The sequence below is a fragment of the Georgenia sunbinii genome (assembly GCF_036421875.1).
In the GTDB taxonomy this organism is placed as follows: Bacteria; Actinomycetota; Actinomycetes; order Actinomycetales; family Actinomycetaceae; genus Georgenia_B; species Georgenia_B sunbinii.
Genome location: NZ_JAZGOL010000009.1, coordinates 46,452 through 63,037 on the forward strand (window position 1 = coordinate 46,452; position 16,586 = coordinate 63,037).

15 protein-coding genes and 4 pseudogenes are annotated in these 16,586 nt (G+C 69.5%); 2 read left to right on the forward strand and 17 right to left on the reverse strand.

Annotated elements, in window-relative coordinates; translation table 11 throughout:
- Positions 1-10 precede the first annotated feature (10 nt).
- The 4 genes from V2J52_RS16000 to V2J52_RS16015 all read right to left on the reverse strand — a co-directional run bounded on the left by V2J52_RS16000 (position 11) and on the right by V2J52_RS16015 (position 6,474).
- Positions 11-1,807 (reverse strand): ABC transporter ATP-binding protein, encoded by a 1,797-nt coding sequence (locus tag V2J52_RS16000; RefSeq protein ID WP_331228736.1) that lies wholly within the window; start codon positions 1,805-1,807, stop codon positions 11-13.
- Positions 1,807-2,841: an ABC transporter permease gene (locus tag V2J52_RS16005; protein WP_331228737.1), complete on the reverse strand. Its 1,035-nt coding sequence runs from the start codon at positions 2,839-2,841 to the stop codon at positions 1,807-1,809. The genes V2J52_RS16000 and V2J52_RS16005 overlap by 1 nt, the downstream gene beginning before the upstream one ends.
- A 60-nt stretch (positions 2,842-2,901) precedes the next feature.
- Positions 2,902-4,425 carry an ABC transporter permease gene (locus V2J52_RS16010; RefSeq protein ID WP_331228738.1) on the reverse strand — a complete coding sequence of 508 codons (1,524 nt, stop codon included), beginning with the start codon at positions 4,423-4,425 and terminating at the stop codon, positions 2,902-2,904.
- A gap of 210 nt (positions 4,426-4,635) precedes the next feature.
- The gene (locus V2J52_RS16015) at positions 4,636-6,474 is read right to left on the reverse strand and encodes an ABC transporter substrate-binding protein (protein ID WP_331228739.1); all 1,839 of its coding nucleotides are present in this window, start codon (positions 6,472-6,474) and stop codon (positions 4,636-4,638) included.
- A 252-nt stretch (positions 6,475-6,726) separates the two neighbouring features.
- Here V2J52_RS16015 and V2J52_RS16020 point away from each other — a divergent pair, with 252 nt between their 5' ends.
- The gene (locus V2J52_RS16020) at positions 6,727-7,197 is read left to right on the forward strand and encodes a heme-binding beta-barrel domain-containing protein (protein WP_331228740.1); all 471 of its coding nucleotides are present in this window, start codon (positions 6,727-6,729) and stop codon (positions 7,195-7,197) included.
- Between the two features lie 14 nt (positions 7,198-7,211).
- On the opposite strand, the gene V2J52_RS16025 is transcribed toward V2J52_RS16020, so the two are convergent.
- Both V2J52_RS16025 and V2J52_RS16030 read right to left on the reverse strand, forming a co-directional pair.
- Positions 7,212-9,578, reverse strand: coding sequence for an FdhF/YdeP family oxidoreductase (locus V2J52_RS16025; RefSeq protein ID WP_331228741.1), 2,367 nt, complete (start codon positions 9,576-9,578; stop codon positions 7,212-7,214).
- Between the two features lie 96 nt (positions 9,579-9,674).
- Positions 9,675-10,249, reverse strand: a pseudogene (locus V2J52_RS16030) (DinB family protein).
- Between the two features lie 105 nt (positions 10,250-10,354).
- On the opposite strand from V2J52_RS16030, the gene V2J52_RS16035 reads away from it, so the two are divergent.
- Positions 10,355-11,299: a saccharopine dehydrogenase family protein gene (locus V2J52_RS16035; RefSeq protein ID WP_331228742.1), complete on the forward strand. Its 945-nt coding sequence runs from the start codon at positions 10,355-10,357 to the stop codon at positions 11,297-11,299.
- A gap of 67 nt (positions 11,300-11,366) precedes the next feature.
- Here V2J52_RS16035 and V2J52_RS16040 read toward each other — a convergent pair whose 3' ends face one another.
- The 11 genes and pseudogenes from V2J52_RS16040 to V2J52_RS17160 form a co-directional block, all read right to left on the reverse strand.
- Entirely contained in the window at positions 11,367-11,945 is a 579-nt protein-coding gene (locus V2J52_RS16040) for a thymidine kinase (protein ID WP_331228743.1), read from the reverse strand.
- A 9-nt stretch (positions 11,946-11,954) separates the two neighbouring features.
- Positions 11,955-12,065 (reverse strand): annotated as a pseudogene (locus V2J52_RS17155) (SAM-dependent methyltransferase); the annotation flags it as partial.
- 2 nt (positions 12,066-12,067) lie between these two features.
- The gene (locus V2J52_RS16045; protein ID WP_331228744.1) at positions 12,068-12,568 is read right to left on the reverse strand and encodes a MarR family winged helix-turn-helix transcriptional regulator; all 501 of its coding nucleotides are present in this window, start codon (positions 12,566-12,568) and stop codon (positions 12,068-12,070) included.
- Between the two features lie 39 nt (positions 12,569-12,607).
- A pseudogene (locus V2J52_RS16050) lies at positions 12,608-12,754 on the reverse strand (SAM-dependent methyltransferase); the annotation flags it as partial.
- Positions 12,755-12,940: 186 nt separating this feature from the next.
- Positions 12,941-13,300: a VOC family protein gene (locus V2J52_RS16055; protein ID WP_331228746.1), complete on the reverse strand. Its 360-nt coding sequence runs from the start codon at positions 13,298-13,300 to the stop codon at positions 12,941-12,943.
- A gap of 94 nt (positions 13,301-13,394) precedes the next feature.
- Positions 13,395-15,062, reverse strand: a complete 1,668-nt coding sequence (locus tag V2J52_RS16060; RefSeq protein ID WP_331228747.1) for an ABC-F family ATP-binding cassette domain-containing protein — start codon at positions 15,060-15,062, stop codon at positions 13,395-13,397.
- Positions 15,063-15,162: 100 nt separating this feature from the next.
- Positions 15,163-15,582 (reverse strand): type II toxin-antitoxin system VapC family toxin, encoded by a 420-nt coding sequence (locus V2J52_RS16065; RefSeq protein ID WP_331228748.1) that lies wholly within the window; start codon positions 15,580-15,582, stop codon positions 15,163-15,165.
- Positions 15,579-15,860 carry a type II toxin-antitoxin system Phd/YefM family antitoxin gene (locus tag V2J52_RS16070; RefSeq protein WP_331228749.1) on the reverse strand — a complete coding sequence of 94 codons (282 nt, stop codon included), beginning with the start codon at positions 15,858-15,860 and terminating at the stop codon, positions 15,579-15,581. The genes V2J52_RS16065 and V2J52_RS16070 overlap by 4 nt, the downstream gene beginning before the upstream one ends.
- A 144-nt stretch (positions 15,861-16,004) precedes the next feature.
- Positions 16,005-16,172 carry an AAA family ATPase gene (locus tag V2J52_RS16075; protein WP_331228750.1) on the reverse strand — a complete coding sequence of 56 codons (168 nt, stop codon included), beginning with the start codon at positions 16,170-16,172 and terminating at the stop codon, positions 16,005-16,007.
- Entirely contained in the window at positions 16,173-16,493 is a 321-nt protein-coding gene (locus V2J52_RS16080) for a HigA family addiction module antitoxin (protein WP_331228751.1), read from the reverse strand. It lies immediately after the preceding gene.
- A pseudogene (locus V2J52_RS17160) lies at positions 16,468-16,566 on the reverse strand (type II toxin-antitoxin system RelE/ParE family toxin); the annotation flags it as partial. The gene V2J52_RS16080 and the pseudogene V2J52_RS17160, both read right to left, overlap by 26 nt.
- Positions 16,567-16,586: the final 20 nt, after the last annotated feature.

Consider the following 16,586-nt stretch of genomic DNA (forward strand, 5'->3'; position numbering starts at 1 on the left):
GATCGGAGAGCTACTCGCGCGTGGACCCGTCGAGCGGGCCGGCGCCGATCGTCCCCTCGTCCACCGTCGCTCCCGTGGTGGCGTCCGGGTCGAGCTGCAGCTCGGTGATCTCCTCCCCGAAGGACTGCAGGAGGGCGTGGCGCTCCTCGCGGCGGCGGCGCTGCTCACCCGGCTCGGGCACCGGAGCGGCGGCCAGCAGCCGCTGGGTGTACTCCTCGCGCGGGTGCTGCAGCACGTCCAGCCGGGCGCCCTGCTCGACGATCCTGCCGTTCTGGAGCACGACGACGCGGTGGGCGAGGAGGTCGACGACGGAGAGGTCGTGCGAGACGAACAGGCAGGCGAAGCGGTAGCGCTGCTGCAGCTCGGTGAACATCGCCAGCACGCTGGCCTGCACCGACACGTCGAGCGCGGAGGTGGGCTCGTCGGCGACGAGCAGCTCGGGCTCGAGGGTGAGCGCGCGGGCCACCGAGACCCGCTGGCGCTGGCCGCCGGAGAGCTCGTGCGGGTAGCGGTTGTACACGCTGCGCGGTAGGTGGACGGCGTCGAGCAGCTCGAAGACCTTCTCCTGGCGCGACTTCTTGCTGCCGACCTTGTGCACGACCATCGGTTCGGAGATGACCTCACCGATGGGCAGCCGCGGGTTGAGGGAGGCGGCCGGGTCCTGGAAGATCACCCCGATCCGCTTGCGCAGCGCCTTGGCCTCCTTGCGGCGCAGCGCACCGAAGTCCTCGCCGAACATCCGGACCGTGCCACCCACCGCCGGGATGAGCCCGAGCGCGCAGCGGCCGATCGTCGACTTGCCCGAGCCGGACTCGCCGACGAGACCGACGATCTCGCCCTGGCGGACGTCGAAGGAGACGTCGTCGACCGCGCGGAACGGCGGCTTGCCGGCCCGCTGGTACTCGATGACGAGGTTCTCCATCGCCAGCGCCGGTGTCTCGTTCTCGGCCACGGGCGGACCGGTCTCCGAGAAGCCGAACTGGGAGCGACCGCGGCCCAGGTGCGGCACGGCGTCCAGCAGCCGCTTGGTGTAGTCGTGCTTGGGGTGGTTGAGCACCTGGTCGACGGTGCCGGTCTCGACGAGGTCGCCCTTGAACATCACCGCGACACGGTCGGCCATGTCGGCGACGACGCCCATGTTGTGGGTGATGAGCAGGATGCCGGTGTTGAGCTTCTCCTTCAACGACCGCAGCAGGTCGAGGATCTCGGCCTGGACGGTGACGTCCAGCGCCGTCGTCGGCTCGTCGGCGATGATCACCGTGGGGTCGCAGCTGATCGCGATGGCGATGACCACGCGCTGGCGCTGCCCGCCGGAGAGCTCGTGCGGGTACTGCTTGAGGCGGCGCTCCGGCTCGGGGATGCCGACCATCCGCAGCAGCTCGATGGCGCGCTCGTCGGCAGCACTGCCGAAGGCGATGCCGTGCAGCTCGAGGGCCTCGGTGAGTTGGGTGCCGATGGTCAGCACCGGGTTGAGCGCCGTCATCGGCTCCTGGAAGACCATAGCGACGTCGTTGCCGCGCATCCGGCGCAAGCCGCGCTCGTCGAGCTTGTCCACCTGCTTGGGGCCGACGGTCACCTGCCCGCCGGTGCGGGCGTTCTTGGGCAGCAGCCCGAGCGCGGTCATCGAGGTGACCGACTTGCCCGAGCCGGACTCACCGACGAGAGCGACGACCTCACCGGGGTTGACCTCCAGCGAGATGCCCTTGACGGCGTGGACCGAGCCGAACTCGGTCTTGAAGCGGACGTCGAGGTCGGTGAAGGAGAGGACCGGCCCGTCAGGGCGGGCCTGGTCGGCGGTGGTGGCCATCAGTCCTTGTTCCTGTTCTGCCGGGGGTCGAACGCGTCACGGAGCCCGTCACCGATGAAGTTGACGGACAGCGCGATGCCGAGGATGAACAGGCCGGGCCACCAGAACAGCCACGGCCGGGAGTTGAACGAGCTCTGGTAGGTGCTGATGAGCACGCCGAGCGAGGTGTCCGGCGGCTTGACGCCGAAGCCGAGGAAGGACAGCGAGGTCTCCAGCAGGATCGCCGCGGCGATCGCCAGCGTCGCGGACACGATGATCGTGCCGAGCGTGTTGGGCAGGATGTGCTTGACGATGATCCGCCACGGGGAGGTGCCCACCGCGCGGGCGGCGGCGACGAACTCTCGCTCGCGCAGCGAGAGGACCTCGCCGCGGACGAGTCGTGCGAGCCCGGTCCAGGTGACGATGCCGAGCATGAGTGCCAGCGTCCAGATGGTTCCGCTCATCTGGCCGAGGACGGCGGCGAGGACGAGCAGCGGGATGACGATGAGCAGGTCGGTCAGTCGCATGAGGACGGCCTCGACCCAGCCGCGGAAGTAGCCGGCGGCAGCACCGATGGCGGTGCCCAGGACCGTGGAGACGATCCCGACGACGAAGGCGATGATGAGCGAGCGCTGGGTGCCGCGCATGACGAGGGCGAAGAAGTCCTTGCCCGCGTTGTCCTGCCCGAAGGGGTGCTCACCGATCTGGACGGGCCAGATGCTCAGCGTGGGACGGCCGCCGTCGATGACGGTGCCCGCCAGCGTGTAGCTGTGCTTCCACCAGCCGGGGAACGGGCCCCAGCCGATCGAGCTGTAGGCGAGCACCGTGATCAGTGCGAGGACGGTGAGGGACACCATCGCGCCGCGGTGGCGCAGGAAGCGCCGCAGGACGAGCTGCCCCTGGGAGTAGGACTTGTCGGTCTTGCCGTCGAGGTCCTCCTCGATCGACAGCTTGTCGATGTTCTGCAACGTGCCCGGGTCCATCCCCTGGGCCGCCGGGATGGGGACGATGTCCTCGGGCCTCTTCGGGTCCTCGGGCCTCTTGCGATCACTCATGGCTGCCTCCGGCGCGGGCGGTGTGGGCGTGGCGGGTGGTTCGCTGCACTCTCATCGCGATCACCGCCGGATCCGCGGGTCGAGGAAGGCATAGGCGATGTCCGCCAGCATGTTCATGATGACGGCGGCGGTGCCGGTGACGAGGAAGAACGCCATCACGGGCGCCGGGTCCACCTCGACGAGCCCGGTACGGAACAGCTCCCCCATGCCTTTCCAGCCGAAGACCGTCTCGGTGAGGACGGCGCCGCCGATGAGGCCGGCGAAGTCGAAGGCGACGATCGTGGTGATCGGGATGAGCGCGTTGCGGAAGGCGTGCTTGGTGATGACCACCCGCTCCGAGAGGCCCTTGGCCCGGGCCGTGCGCACATAGTCCTGCTCGAGCACCTCGAGCATCGAGGACCGGGTGTAGCGGCTGTAGCTCGCCACCGAGATGAGGGTGAGGAGGATCGTCGGCAGGATGAGCTGGGTGCCCTTGTCGAGGAACTCCTGCCAGAAGGTGCCATCGAAGTTCGGTGTCTCGGCGCCGATGGTCGAGACCGGACGGCCGTTGCGCACCACGGCCAGGTAGCTCGCCCAGCTCGACAGCGCCTTGTCCGCGACGATGATGATGCTCATGAGCGTCGCGGTGGCGACCGACACCCAGATCGCCATCTTCCGGGAGTAGCCGCCCCATAGCGCGCCGCTGACGACCGCGACGACGATCGCCACTGCGAAGAGCGCGAACAGCACGCCCCAGCTGGGCTCGGCGAGCTGGGCGGAGAACACGAAGTAGGACACGATGCCCGCGGCCACCGTGGTCAGCGCCGCATAGAGCACGTTGCGGTTACCCAGGCCGGAAGTGAGGGCGACGACGAGGAACGCGGCACCGATCGAGGCGATGGCGACGATCGCGATGCCGAAGGAGGGCTGGCGGTACCAGTTGACCGCGTCGAAGTAGAACATCGCGGCGAAGACGAAGGCGAAGGTCGCCCCGCCGGTGATGAGCCGTCGCCGGGTGTCGCCGCCCAGCGCCCCGGCGATGATGAGCGCGAGCACGATCGCGATGACGGCTATCTGGCCCACTGACATGGCCGGGTCGGCGATCCAGTCGTTGAAGCGGATCGCGCCGTAGTCCTTGAGCAGCACCGCTGCCCAGAAGACCGGCAGCGAGTAGAACATGAAGGCGAGGAACGTGACGACGTAGTCGAAGCCGGAGTACTGACGGATCGCGGTGAGGATCCCGACGCCGACGCCGATGACGATGGCGAGCAGCGTGGCGAGGATGACCAGGCGCAGCGTGGCGCCGGCGGCGTTCTCCAGCAGGCTGGCCACCGGGATCCCGGCCCGGTTGACCCCGAGGTCGCAGGCGCCGACCACGCACTTGCCCACCCCGGTGAGCCAGCTGAGGTAGCGCTCGTACCACGGGGCGTCGAGCTGCATGTTGGCGGTGCGCTGCGCGATGAGGTTGTCCCGGTTGGGATCGTTCGACTCCCGCAAGTCCTGCAGAGGGTCGCCCGAGTTGATGGTCAGGACGAACATGAGCAGGGAACCGCCGAGCAGGACGAGGAACGAGATCCCCAGCCTGCGCAGGATGAACTTGGTCACGTACTTACCCTTCAGAACTGGGTCGGTTCAGGGGAACACTCTGGTGCGCTCGACCCAGCGGCGGATGGGGCTAGCTTGCCGCATGGCAGTGTCACGTCGCTGCACCGTACACGCAAGCCGGTGGGGCAGGAGCGGGGTTGCTGCTCCTGCCCCACGGGCTCTCAACGGGGACGTGGCGACCGCGAGGCGATCACCTGGGCTGGCGTCGGATCACTCCGGCAGCAGCCACTGCTCGGCGTTCCAGCTGACGCCGGACTGCGCCGCGGTGTGCCGGACGTTCTCCATCCCGGCGGTGTGGGCGACGACGCCCGGGTGGGCGAAGATCGGGATGCCGTACAGGTTGTCCCACAGCAGCCCCTCGATGACCTTGACCTGCTCGGCCTGCACCTCGGGGTCGAGCGAGCTGGCCAGCGTGCTCCATGCCGCGTCGACGTCGGCGTTGGAGAACTTGCCGTAGTTCTGCGGGCGGTCGGTGGCGTAGATGTTCTCGCCCGAGGTGATCTGGCCGGAGCCGGCCCAGGCGAACAGTGCGACCTCATAGTCGCCGGCGACGATGGCGTTGGAGAAGAAGTCCGCCGTGCCGGTGTCGATGACGTTGAAGCCGGCCTGGTCACAGCTGGACTTGATCATCTCGACCTGCGCGGTACGGCGCGGGTTGGGCGCCGAGTAGCCGATGCGGACATCGATCGGGGTCGTGATGCCGGACTCCTCGACCAGACGGGTGGCCTCGTCGAGGTCCACCTCGTCGAAGCGGCCGTCGTAAGCGGCGTCCACGACCTCGTCGTAGTTGTCCTGGAACGGGAAGACCTCGCGGGCGTTCATGACGACGGCCTCGGGGTCGATCGGGCGGATGAGGTTCTCCACGATCTGCTCGCGGGGCAGGCAGTAGGCGAAGGCCTCGCGCAGCGCCAGGCCGCCCTGGTCGTCGGCGAAGACGTTGCCCTCGAGGAAGTTGAAGTCCACGTGCTCCCACGTGAGCTCCGAGCCCGTCTTGATCTCGACGGCGTCGCCGAGTGCCTCGAGGTCCGGCACCGTGTCCACGGTCGCCTGCGGCTCGATGACGTTGAGGTCACCGTTCTCCAGCGACTGCGTGTGCGTCGAGGCGTCCAGGAAGCGGAAGGTCACCTTCTCGGTGGCGGGCGGGGTGCCCCAGTAGTTGGGATTGGCCTCGAGGGTGATCGACTGACCAGCGGTCCAGCCACCCTCCATGAAGCGGTACGGGCCGTTGGACGGCGCGAGTGACTCGTCCGGCACCTCGCCCGGGTTCGAGAGCCAGCCGGTGTTCCAGAACTCGGCGGCCTGCTCCATCGCCTCGACGTCCTCGTCGCGGATCGCCTGGCCGAACTCCTCGGCCGTCATCCCGATCTGCTCCGCCACGACGTGCGCCGGGAACGCCGACGAGACGATGATCGGCCAGTCAGGGTTCTTCTCGGCGTACTCGATCGTGAACGTCTTGGCGCCGAGCTCGCCCTGCGGGCCCTCCGGCACGTACTGGGCGAAGGAGTGCGAGACGTGGTCGAACAGCGAGTCCTCACCCTGCGGCAGCCAGCCCTCCGGGTTCTGCGAGACCCAGTCGAGCATGTAGTCGAGGTTGGTGACCGGGGTGCCGTCTGACCACACGGCGTCGTCGGCGATCGTGTACTCGATGACCAGCGGCCCGTCGTCCTCGACGCCGGAGATGGCCTCGTAGGTGCCGAACTCCTCGTTCGGGTAGATGGTGCCGTCCGTGCCGAAGTACCAGAAGCTCGAGAGGTAGCGGTCGGAGATGACGTTGTTGTACGTCGAGTAGGTCCCCGAGGTGAACGTGTTGTAGCCGGTGAACTCGTCCTGCCCGGTCGAGAAGAAGATGTCCCCCTGGACCGTGCTCACGTCGCCGAGGTCGGCCTTGTCGGTGCCCTCGTGAGTGTCGCCGCCACCGGTGTCCTCGGTCTGGTCGTCACCACCGGTGGTGTCGCCGTTGTCGTCGTCCGCGGGGCTGGTGCACGCCGCGAGGGCGAGCGATCCGGCCGCGAGGACCGCGACAGCCTGTGCCGTACGCCTGATCTTCAATGTTCCTCCTGGATGCGAGAGACGTGGGCCGCGTGATCGACACCGTCGGGTGGTACCCGACGGCGTGCGGCGGTGCACGCCGGGTGCGGACAACCTACACATGCCCGGGAGCGGATAGCGATGGCCGCAACAGATCGGAAACCTGATCGTTATGGAGTTGAGACAGCACTCCGGTGAAATCTCACGATGTGGACATCGTGCCGAGCGTCTCATGTACCGAACGGACGAGCGCCGCTGACCTATCGTCAGATCATGGCACTGCACCCGAACCTCCGCCCCGTCGCCGACCTGGTCGGTACCTGGCGAGGCGCCGGCCGCGGCGAGTACCCGACGATCGCCCCCTTCGACTACACCGAGGAGCTGACGTTCACCGACGTCGGCAAGCCGTTCCTCGTCTACCTGCAACGGACGTGGTCACCCACCGGCAGCCCGATGCACGTGGAGACCGGCTACCTCCGTGTCCCGGGCGACGGCACGATGGAGCTCGTGCTGGCGCAGCCCACCGGCCAGACCGAGCTCGCCGAGGGGCCGCTGACGACGACGGCGGACGGCTTCGTCGCCGAGCTCCGCTCCCGGGTGGCGAACTCCGGGTCCGCAAAGCGGGTGGACGCGACGGTCCGCCGGCTCGCGCTCGCCGGGGACGAGCTCACTACCGGCTTCGCGATGGCCGCGGTGGGCGAACCGATGGCGCACCACCTCGCCTCGGTGCTGCGGCGCTCGTAGCGGCGCCGTCGGGCTCAGCCGCCGGCCGGCGGCCCCGCCATGGCCGAGGCCATCTCGTCCAGGTCCGTCAGTCCGTCAACCCGCCGCTCGAAGCGCACCATGATCGCCTTGAAGCCCGGGGTGTTCGACTCTCGCGCCACGAGGTTCCGGTGCACCAGCGCGTTCGCTTCGGGGAAGTAGGCCGCGGCGCAGCCCCGGGCGGTCGGGTACGCCACCAGTCGGAAGCTGTCGGCCCGCAGCTCCTCACCGCGGAACATGGACACCACATCCACCAGCTCGCGGTCGACGAACCCGGCGTCGGCGAGGTCGCCGGGATGGATGAGGATGACTCGGCGACCGCCCGAGATGCCCCGGTACCGGTCGTCCAGCCCGTAGAAGGTGGTGTTGTACTGGTCGTGGGAGCGCACGGTCTGCAGGACCAGATGGCCCTTCGGTGGGGTGAGGTACTCCAGCTCGCGGACGGTGAACTGTGCCTTGCCCTGGTCTGTGGCGAACTCTCGCCGGTCCCGCGGCGGGTTTGGCAGCACGAAGCCGTACTTGTCCCGCACCCGCCGGTTGTAGTCCGCGGTCCCGGTGATGACCCGTGAGGCGTGGTCGCGGATGACGTCGTAGTCGTCGGCCATCGCCTTCCAGTCGACCGGGTGGTCGGCACCGAAGACTGCCTCGGCGATCCGCGCGATGACGACCGGCTCGGCCAGCAGGTGGTCGGAGACGGGCTCCAGGCGACCCTGCGTGGAGCTGACCACCGACATCGAGTTCTCCACGGACAGGAACTGCGGCCCGCCCGGGTGCTTGTCGTCCCGGTCGGTGCGACCCAGCGTGGGCAGGATGATGGAGGTCTTGCCGTGGACCACGTGGGAACGGTTCGGCTTGGTGGAGATGTGCACCGTCAGCCCGGTGCGCTGCAGTCCTGCCTCCATGCGGGCGGTGTCCGAGTTCGCCATCGCCAGGTTGCCGCCGAGGGAGACAAAGACGTCCACCTCACCCCGGGCCATGGCGATCATCGTCTCGGTCGAGTCGTAGCCGTGCTCCCGGGGTGAGGTGATCTCGAACTCGGCGTCCAGGCGCTGGAGGAAGTCCTCCGTGGGCTTCTCCCAGATGCCGAAGGTGCGGTCACCCTGGACGTTGGAGTGGCCGCGCACCGGGCAGGCCCCGGCCCCCGGCTTGCCGAAGTTGCCCTGGACCAGCAGCAGGTTGACGATCTCCTTGATGGTGTCCACCGAGTGCGGCTGCTGCGTGATCCCCAGGGCCCAGCAGAAGATCGTCGCTTTCGAGGCGGCCAGCAGGTCGGCGATGTGCTCGATCTCGGCGCGCTGCAGACCGGTGGCGGTCTCGGTCACGGCCCAGTCGAGCTGCGCGCGGGCGGCGGCGTACTCGGCGAACCCGTCGGTGGCGGACTCGATGAAGTCCCGGTCGATGACCTCTCCGGGTGCCTCGGCCTCCCGCTGCAGCAGCAGGTGCCCCAGTGCCTGGAACAGGGCTTGGTCGCCGCCGACCTTGATCTGCAGGAACTCGTCACTGATGGGCTCGCCGTCGGCCAGCAGTCCGCGAGGGGTCTGCGGGTCCTTGAACCGGAGCAGCCCGGCCTCGGGCAGCGGGTTCACCGCCACCACCGTGCCGCCGTTCTTCCGGCACTCGGCCAGCGAGGCGAGCATCCGGGGGTGGTTGGTGCCCGGGTTCTGCCCGACCACGAAGACCAGCTCGGAGTGCTCGAGGTCCTCCAGGGACACCGTGCCCTTGCCGATGCCGATCGTGGGGTTCAGTGCGGTGCCCGAGGACTCGTGGCACATGTTGGAGCAGTCCGGCAGGTTGTTGGTTCCGAGGCAGCGCGCGAACAGCTGGTACATGAACGCGGTCTCGTTGGGAGTTCGGCCGGAGGTGTAGAAGGTGCACCGGTCCGGCGTGGTGGCCCGGATGTGCTCGGCGATGGTCTCGAACGCCTCCGCCCAGGCGACGGGGCGGTAGTGGGTGTCTCCCTCGCGGATGATCATCGGGTGGGTGATGCGCCCGGACTGGCCCAGCCAGTACTCGCTCTTGCCGGCGAGCTCCGAGATCGAGTGCTTCGCCCACCACCCGGGCGTGGCCACGCGGGTGGTGTTCTCCTCGGCCAGCGCCTTGGCACCGTTCTCGCAGAACTCGATCCGCTTGCGGTCGCCGGTGATCGACTCCGGCCAGGCGCACCCCGGGCAGTCCACACCGTTGGGCTGGTTGACCCGGTACATCGACCGCAGCGTCCGGCTCACGCCACCCTGCTTCAGCCCGCGCTCGAAGGCGACCCCGACGGCCTTGAGGCCGCCGGCCGCTCCGGTGGGCTCGCGGACCTCGAGATCGTCCTCGTCGATGTCGGTGAGCTCTGTGGCGCGGCCCCGGACTTCGCCCATGACTGATACTCCCCGATCCGTTGCTCCGCTGGAACTCCGCTCACCGTACCGGGGAACCGCCCCGCCACGGCCTGGGAAGGGGCGTCCCGGCGGGGCTCAGCCGGCGTCGTCGGCCACCTGCCGCAGCCGGTCGACGTAGCCGGCCCACCACCGCGCGTCCTGGGCGGGGATGTTCGTCATGCCGTCGCGCAGGCCAGCCTCGCCATCGATGAGCTCGCGGACGATGTCGGCGTGGCCGGCGTGCCGGGCGGTCTCGGCGATGACGTGGACGAGGATCCGGTGGAGGGTCACCTGCTCCCCCGGTCGCCACCACGGCACCTCGCCGGGCGACTCGAGGTCGAGCGCGGCGATGGTGGCGTCCGCGTGCTCCCAGGCCCGGTGGTAGAGCTGCACCACCCAGTCGACCGACTCGTCGGCGGTCGCCCACATGTCGGAGTTGTCCTCGGTGTCCTCTGCCATCCAGGGCAGCGCGACCGGGGACGGCCGGTCGAAGACCTCGCCGAAGTACCCGAGCTCGATCGACGCGACGTGCTTGACGAGGCCGAGCAGGTTCGTCCCGGTCGGGTGTGCGGCCAGCGGAGCTCGCGCTCACCAAGGCCGTCGAGCTTCCACAGCAGCGCCTCCCGCGAGCTGCGCAGGTAGCCGTGCAGCATGTCTTTCGGGTTACTCATCGTGTCTCCCGGGCGGTTCGCGCGACGTGTCGATGACGTCGGCGACGCTACTGGGACCGGATCGACTTGCCCAGCAGATTGTTCTGCCGGCACTACGCTCGCCGAGTGGACGTGTTGATCTTCGGCGGCACCGGCGTGCTCGGTTCGCTGATCGTCGAACGCCTTCGGAACCTCGGCCACACCGCGACACCGGTCGGCCGGGAGGTCGACGTCACCGATGCCGGGGCGGTCGCCCGCCACGCGGCCGGGCACGACGTCGTCGTGTGCGCGGCCCCGGCACCGACCGGCGTCGTCCAGCACGCGTGCGCCGCCGTCGGTGTCCCGAGCGTCGCCGTCGACCTCGGCACGGTCATGGGCGATGCCGGGCCGCCGGCCGCCGGCGCTCCGGCGGCCGGTGCGAACACCGCTGCCACGCCGTCGGGCAGTGCCCACGTCGTCGGGGTCGGCCTGGTCCCTGGGCTCTCCGGGCTCTTGGCGCACGGGGTCCGGCGGGTCGTCCCCGGCACGACGGTCGAGGTGACGCTCGGCCAGAGCGACAACGCGCGGGTGGGTGTCGCGGGGATGCGCGAGATGTTCAGGTACATCGCAGCCGGCCACCGCGAGGAGGGTGCGCCCGCGGGACGCGGGCTGCTGCGCCTCTCGCACCCGGAGCGCGCGGCGCTCGCCACCGCGGGGGTCGATGCCTGCTACGCCACCCGGTGGGAGACCGCCGGCCGGACGAACGTCGTCCGTGGCCTGGCGAGCGCGCAGGTCCTCGGCATCGTCGCGGCCCTGCCCGACGCGCTGCTGCGCCGCCTCGCCCGCCATGACCCGGCACGCCCGGAGACGATCCGGCTCGTGGTCCGCGCCGACGGCGAGCAGGGCACCCGCGCGGGTTCCCAGCTCGTGGCGACCGCGGCCGGCGACTACCCGGCGACGGCCGCAGTGGCGGTGGCCGTCGCCTTGCTCGCTCCCGGCCTGCCCGCCGGCGTGCACCACCTCTGGGACGTCCTCGACCTCGACGACATCCGCGGCGCGATCAGCGACGTCGTGGCGATCACGAACGCCTGAGCCACCCCGCCCTGCAGCCCGTACGCCCGGTCGCTCGCGGCGCTCCCCGTGCCGGCGGGCCCGACGGTCAGCGCGCCAGCTCGAGGTGGCGCCGGCAGCGGGCCTGGTAGGACTCGGCGCCGCCGACGTGCGCGGTGGTCGGGACCTGGGCGTCCCCGACGTCGTCGGCCAGCACGCGCTGGTGGAACACGGCGTCCCGGCCGCAGACCGCGCAGACCGCGGTCAGCTTGGTGACGTCCTCGGCGAGCGCCATGAGAGACGGGAGCGGCTCGAAGGGGCGGCCGGCGAAGGTCACGCAGAGCCCGGCGACGACGACGGTGGTGCCGGCGAGCACGAGGTCCCCGACCACGGCGGTGAGGTCGGCACCGAAGAACTGCGCCTCGTCGATCGCCAGCAGGTCCAGCCGGCGGCCGGCGACGACGTCGAGCAGGCCGGGCACGTCAGCCACCGAGTGCGACCGGATGCTCAGCCCGGAGTGCGAGGACACCTCGCCGGTGCCGTGCCGCGCGTCCCACGCGTGGTTGACGACCTCGACGGCGAGGCCGGCGAGCCGGGCCCGCCGCACCCGTCGCTGCAGCTCCTCGGACTTGCCGGCGAACATCGGTCCGCAGACCACCTGGAGCCGTCCCTGCCCGCCGTTGTGCATGACCGAACCTTAGTCGGGCGCGCCACGGACGTCCTCGCCCCGGAAGCCGGCCTCGTGCAGCGGCTTCGTCACCTCGTCACAGCTGCGGAACCGCAGCGTGGAGTCAGAGGTGAGCAGGGCGGTCAGTCGGACAACCAGCCTGGGACATCGATCGAGGACGTCGTTGACGCCATCTTGCGAAGGTCACGGTGCAGCGCCTCGAGCCTCGAACGTCCGAGGACTGCGGCCCACTCGTCACGGAGCTCGTCGAAGATCCGGGCAGATCGGCGCAAGCAGTCCTCACCGCGCTCAGTGAGCACCACGAGCTTGCGCCGACCGTCGTGCGGGTCGCCGCGTCGCTCGACATATCCCATCCGCACGAGGCCGTCGATGGTCTTGCCAGCCGCCTGCTTGCTCACCCCCAGGCGCGCCCCGACCTCCGTCGCGGTGGCGCCGGCAACGCCGACCGCCTGCATCGCGAAGCCGTGGGCAGGGCGCAGGTCCGGATGCTCCTCGGCCGCGAGCCTCCGATGCAGCTCGTCGACGAGCGAACGGAAGCCGCCGACGAGCAGCAGCGCGAGCTCGAAGCCGGGTGCAGCGGCGGCCTCGGGTGCGGAACCCGCCCGCGGCTCACCTTCAGCCATTGCCATTTTGGACAACACGGTTTACTGTTTCGACAACCATGTCCCGGTGCCGCAGCCGATGTCGAGGACGCTGCGGGCGCCGAGCTCCTCGACGATTCCCATGTAGGCGTCGAGGTCGTCCCGGTCCCCCTCGAACTGGTCGTAGGTCGCCGCAAGGCGCGGGTCGTCGAAGGCGGCGTCGGGCACCGGGCGAGGCTACGGCGATGAGAGCCGGCCGGGCCAGCGATGTGAGCTGTGGACGGATCCGACTCGTCCACAAGCCGCAGCACGACAACCGAGTACGCCGCTGGGCGGGGCACGACGCCCGGAGATGCTGCACCTCGACAAGCGCGCCGATCATGGCACGGCGAGGTCGTCCGGAACCTTGCCGGATCAGGACTCGGCGTAGACGCCCAGCCGGTTCCCGCTCGGATCGGCGAACTCGAACCGTCGTCCGCCCGGGAACGCGTACGGCCGCTCCACCACGACACCGCCCGCGTCCTCGACCGCCGTGACCGTCGCGTCCAGGTCGGCGGAGAAGATCAGCACGAGCGGGCCGGTGCCGCTCGGGGCGGCGCCAGGGTTCAGCCCGCCGAGCTCCCCCTCACCTTCGGGCGACTTGATACCGCTGTACGCCGGGCCGTAGTCGTTGAACTCCCACCCGAAAGCCGATTCGTAGAAGGCGCGGGTGGTGGCCAGATCCGTGACGCCGAGCTCGATGTAGCTGATGGCATGATGCAGTGCGACAGGCATGTGCTTCCTTCGGCAGTAGGGCGCGTCACCGACGATTGTGCCGCCAGTCACGCCTTCGCGGGAAGCGCAGGCGTCAGGCGCCCACGCCGAAGACCTACAGCTCCGCCACCTGGCCGGCCTCGACCCGCCACCGCCGGTCGATCCGCACCGTGTCGAGCATCCGCCGGTCGTGGGTCACCAGCAGCAGGGTTCCGTCGTAGGACTCCAGCGCCTGCTCGAGCTGCTCGATGGCCGGCAGATCGAGGTGGTTCGTCGGCTCGTCGAGCACCAACAGGTTGACGCCACGCACCTGCAGCAACGCGAGGCCGGCACGCGTGCGCTCACCCGGCGAGAGCTCGTCGACCGGGCGGTTGACGTGATCGGCCTTGAGCCCGAACTTTGCCAGCAGCGTGCGCACCTCCCCCAACGCCAGCTCCGGGACGACCTCCTCGACGGCTGCCGCGAGCAGGTGGGACCCGGCCAGCACGGAGCGCGCCTGGTCGATCTCACCGATCCGCACGCCCGCTCCGAGGCTCGCCGCGCCCTCGTCCGGGAGCTGCTGACCGAGCAAGGCCCGGAGCAGGGTCGACTTCCCGGCACCGTTCGGTCCGGTGATACCGATCCGCTCCCCCGCGTTCACCTGCAACGACACCGGGCCGAGAGTGAACGTCCCCTGCCGGAACACCGCCGAGCTGAGTGTCGAGACGACTGAGCCGGAGCGCGGCGCGGACCCGATGGTGAGCTCCAGCTGCCATTCCTTGCGAGGTTCCTCGACCTCGTCGAGCCGGGCGATCCGGCTCTCCATCTGGCGCACCTTCTGTGCCTGCTTCTCACTGGACTCGGTCGACGCCTTGCGTCTGATCTTGTCGTTGTCCGGCGCCTTCTTCATCGCGTTGCGCACGCCTTGGCTCGACCATTCCCGCTGGGTCCTGGCCCGTGCGACAAGGTCGGCCTTCTTGTCAGCGAACTCGTCGTACCTCTCGCGCTGGTGGCGACGGGCCGTTGCGCGCTCGTCGAGGTACGAGTCGTAGCCGCCGCCGAACACCTGGTTGGTGCCCTGAGCCAGATCGAGCTCCAGCACTCTCGTCACGCAGCGGGCGAGAAACTCGCGGTCGTGACTGATGAGCACCACTCCGCCACGCAGTCCCTGAACGATGGACTCGAGTCGTTCAAGACCGTCAAGGTCGAGGTCGTTGGTCGGCTCGTCGAGCAGCACGATGTCGAACCGCGAGAGGAGCAGCGCAGCCAGCCCGACACGTGCGGCCTGTCCCCCGGAGAGCGATGTCATCAGCGCCTCTTCGGCTCGTGCGCCGCCGAGCTCGAGGCCCAGCTCGGCGAGCACGACCGGGAGACGCTCATCGAGGTCGGCGGCACCGCTGGCCAACCAGCGGTCCAGCGCCGCGGAGTAGGCGTCAGCCGGGTCGATCCCGCTGCCTTCGACGAGTGAGGGGTCGCCGAGCGCGGCTGCCGCAGCATCCATCTGCCTGGTCGCCTCGGAGCATCCCGTGCGGCGGGCGATGTGCTCGGCGACGGTCTCACCGACGACGCGTTCGTGCTCTTGGGGTAGCCAGCCGATGAAGGCGTCCGCTGGTGACAGCGTGATGCTGCCGGCCTGAGGTTCGTCGATGGCGGCGAGCAGCTTGAGCAGCGTGGACTTTCCGGCGCCGTTGGCGCCGACGACCCCGAGGACATCGCCAGGGGCGACGGTCAGGTCGAGCGAGTCGAAGAGGGTGCGATGGCCGTACCCGCCAGCCAGGCCTTGGGTCACGAGGGTTGCGGTCATCAGTCGACAGCGTAGGACGTTGAAGCGGACGTCCACGACGACGCCACACATAGAACCATCTGGCAGCCCCTTCGCCTGCGTGGCGAGCCGCTGGGGGTACTCATCGGGCCGGCTTCGGGAGGTCACGCCGGGGCGCGATCACGTCGAGCCCCGCGGACCGGGCGGCCTCGCCGAGCCTGCGATCGTAGGTGAGGACGGCAGAGGCGTCGAGTCGTATCGCCGCCTCCAGATGCAGCGCGTCCAGCGTGCGCAGGTACGGCATAGGCAGGAACCCGGCGCTGCGGTAGACCGCCCGGTCCAGGGCCGCGAGCGCGACGCCGTCGAGGACGCTCGTCACGTCGGCTTGATCGAGCCCCTCCCGGACCGCGACGCGGCGCAGCTCGGTCTCGAGCAGATCGCTGGAGACGAGCGTGGCCGCGGTGTGGTCGAGCCATTCCACGAGAGCCGTACTTTCGGGCTGGTCGATCAGCAGCGCGCCGAGAGCAGAGGTGTCAACGTAGACGACCGGACGAGAGGTCACAGCCGGTCCTCACGCAGGTCGTCGAGGGTCGCGGCGAGACTCTGCGCCGTGGTCTTGCGCTCGATGGCCAGCGCCGCCCAGCCGCCCTCGCGCCGCACCGGGCGAGCGATCGTCAACCCGGGGGCGGGCGCATCCAGCGGCACGATCCGACCCACGGGCACCCCGCTGTTGGTCAGGACGAAGGAGTGACCCTCGCTCACCGCGCGGAGCACGCGGCCGGACTCGTTGCGCAACTCGCGCTGCGACAGGCTCTCGACCTGAGGTTCAGTGATGCGCACCTCCCGAGCGTAGCACCTGTGCGACGCAGCTGGCCGCGCCCGGAGTGATCTCGGGCATCGTCGCAGCGTCGATGGTGCCGGCAACACCGTGAACTCGTTCCCGGCTCGGGTGGATCCGACACGACGAGATGCACGAACAGGAGGTCAGCCTTCGCAGCCTTCGCGGCACCGCGCCGCCTCGTAGGCGGCGACCCCGACCTGCCAGCCCGCCGGCAGACCGCAGCCGAGGATCGACAGGTGGACGGCGTCGACGCGACCAGCGACCGACGCCGCAGTGCTGGTCTTCCCGACACCGGGCAGGCCGGAGAGCACTCACGCGACCTGCAACGGCGTGATCAAGGCGACCTTGTCCCGCAGAGCCCGGCGCTCGAGCCGCAGCTCGTAGTTGGACTGCAGGTTCATCCAGAACTCCTCCGAGGTTCCGAAGTACCGCGCCAGACGGATCGCCGTGTCAGCCGTGATGCCCCGCTTGCCGTGGACGATCTCGTTGATCCGCCGCGGCGACACTCGGATCGACACGGCCAGCTTGTTCTGCGTGATCCCGAAGCCCTCGATGAAGTCCTCCATCAGGATCTCTCCCGGATGGATCGGCTCGATCAGGTCGGTCTCAGTGGTAGTCGACGAGTTCGACATCTTCCGCACCTCCATCCCTCCAGACGAAGCAGATACGCCACTGCGCGTTTACGCGGATGCTGTGCTGCCCTTGCTCCCGAACGATCTGATCAC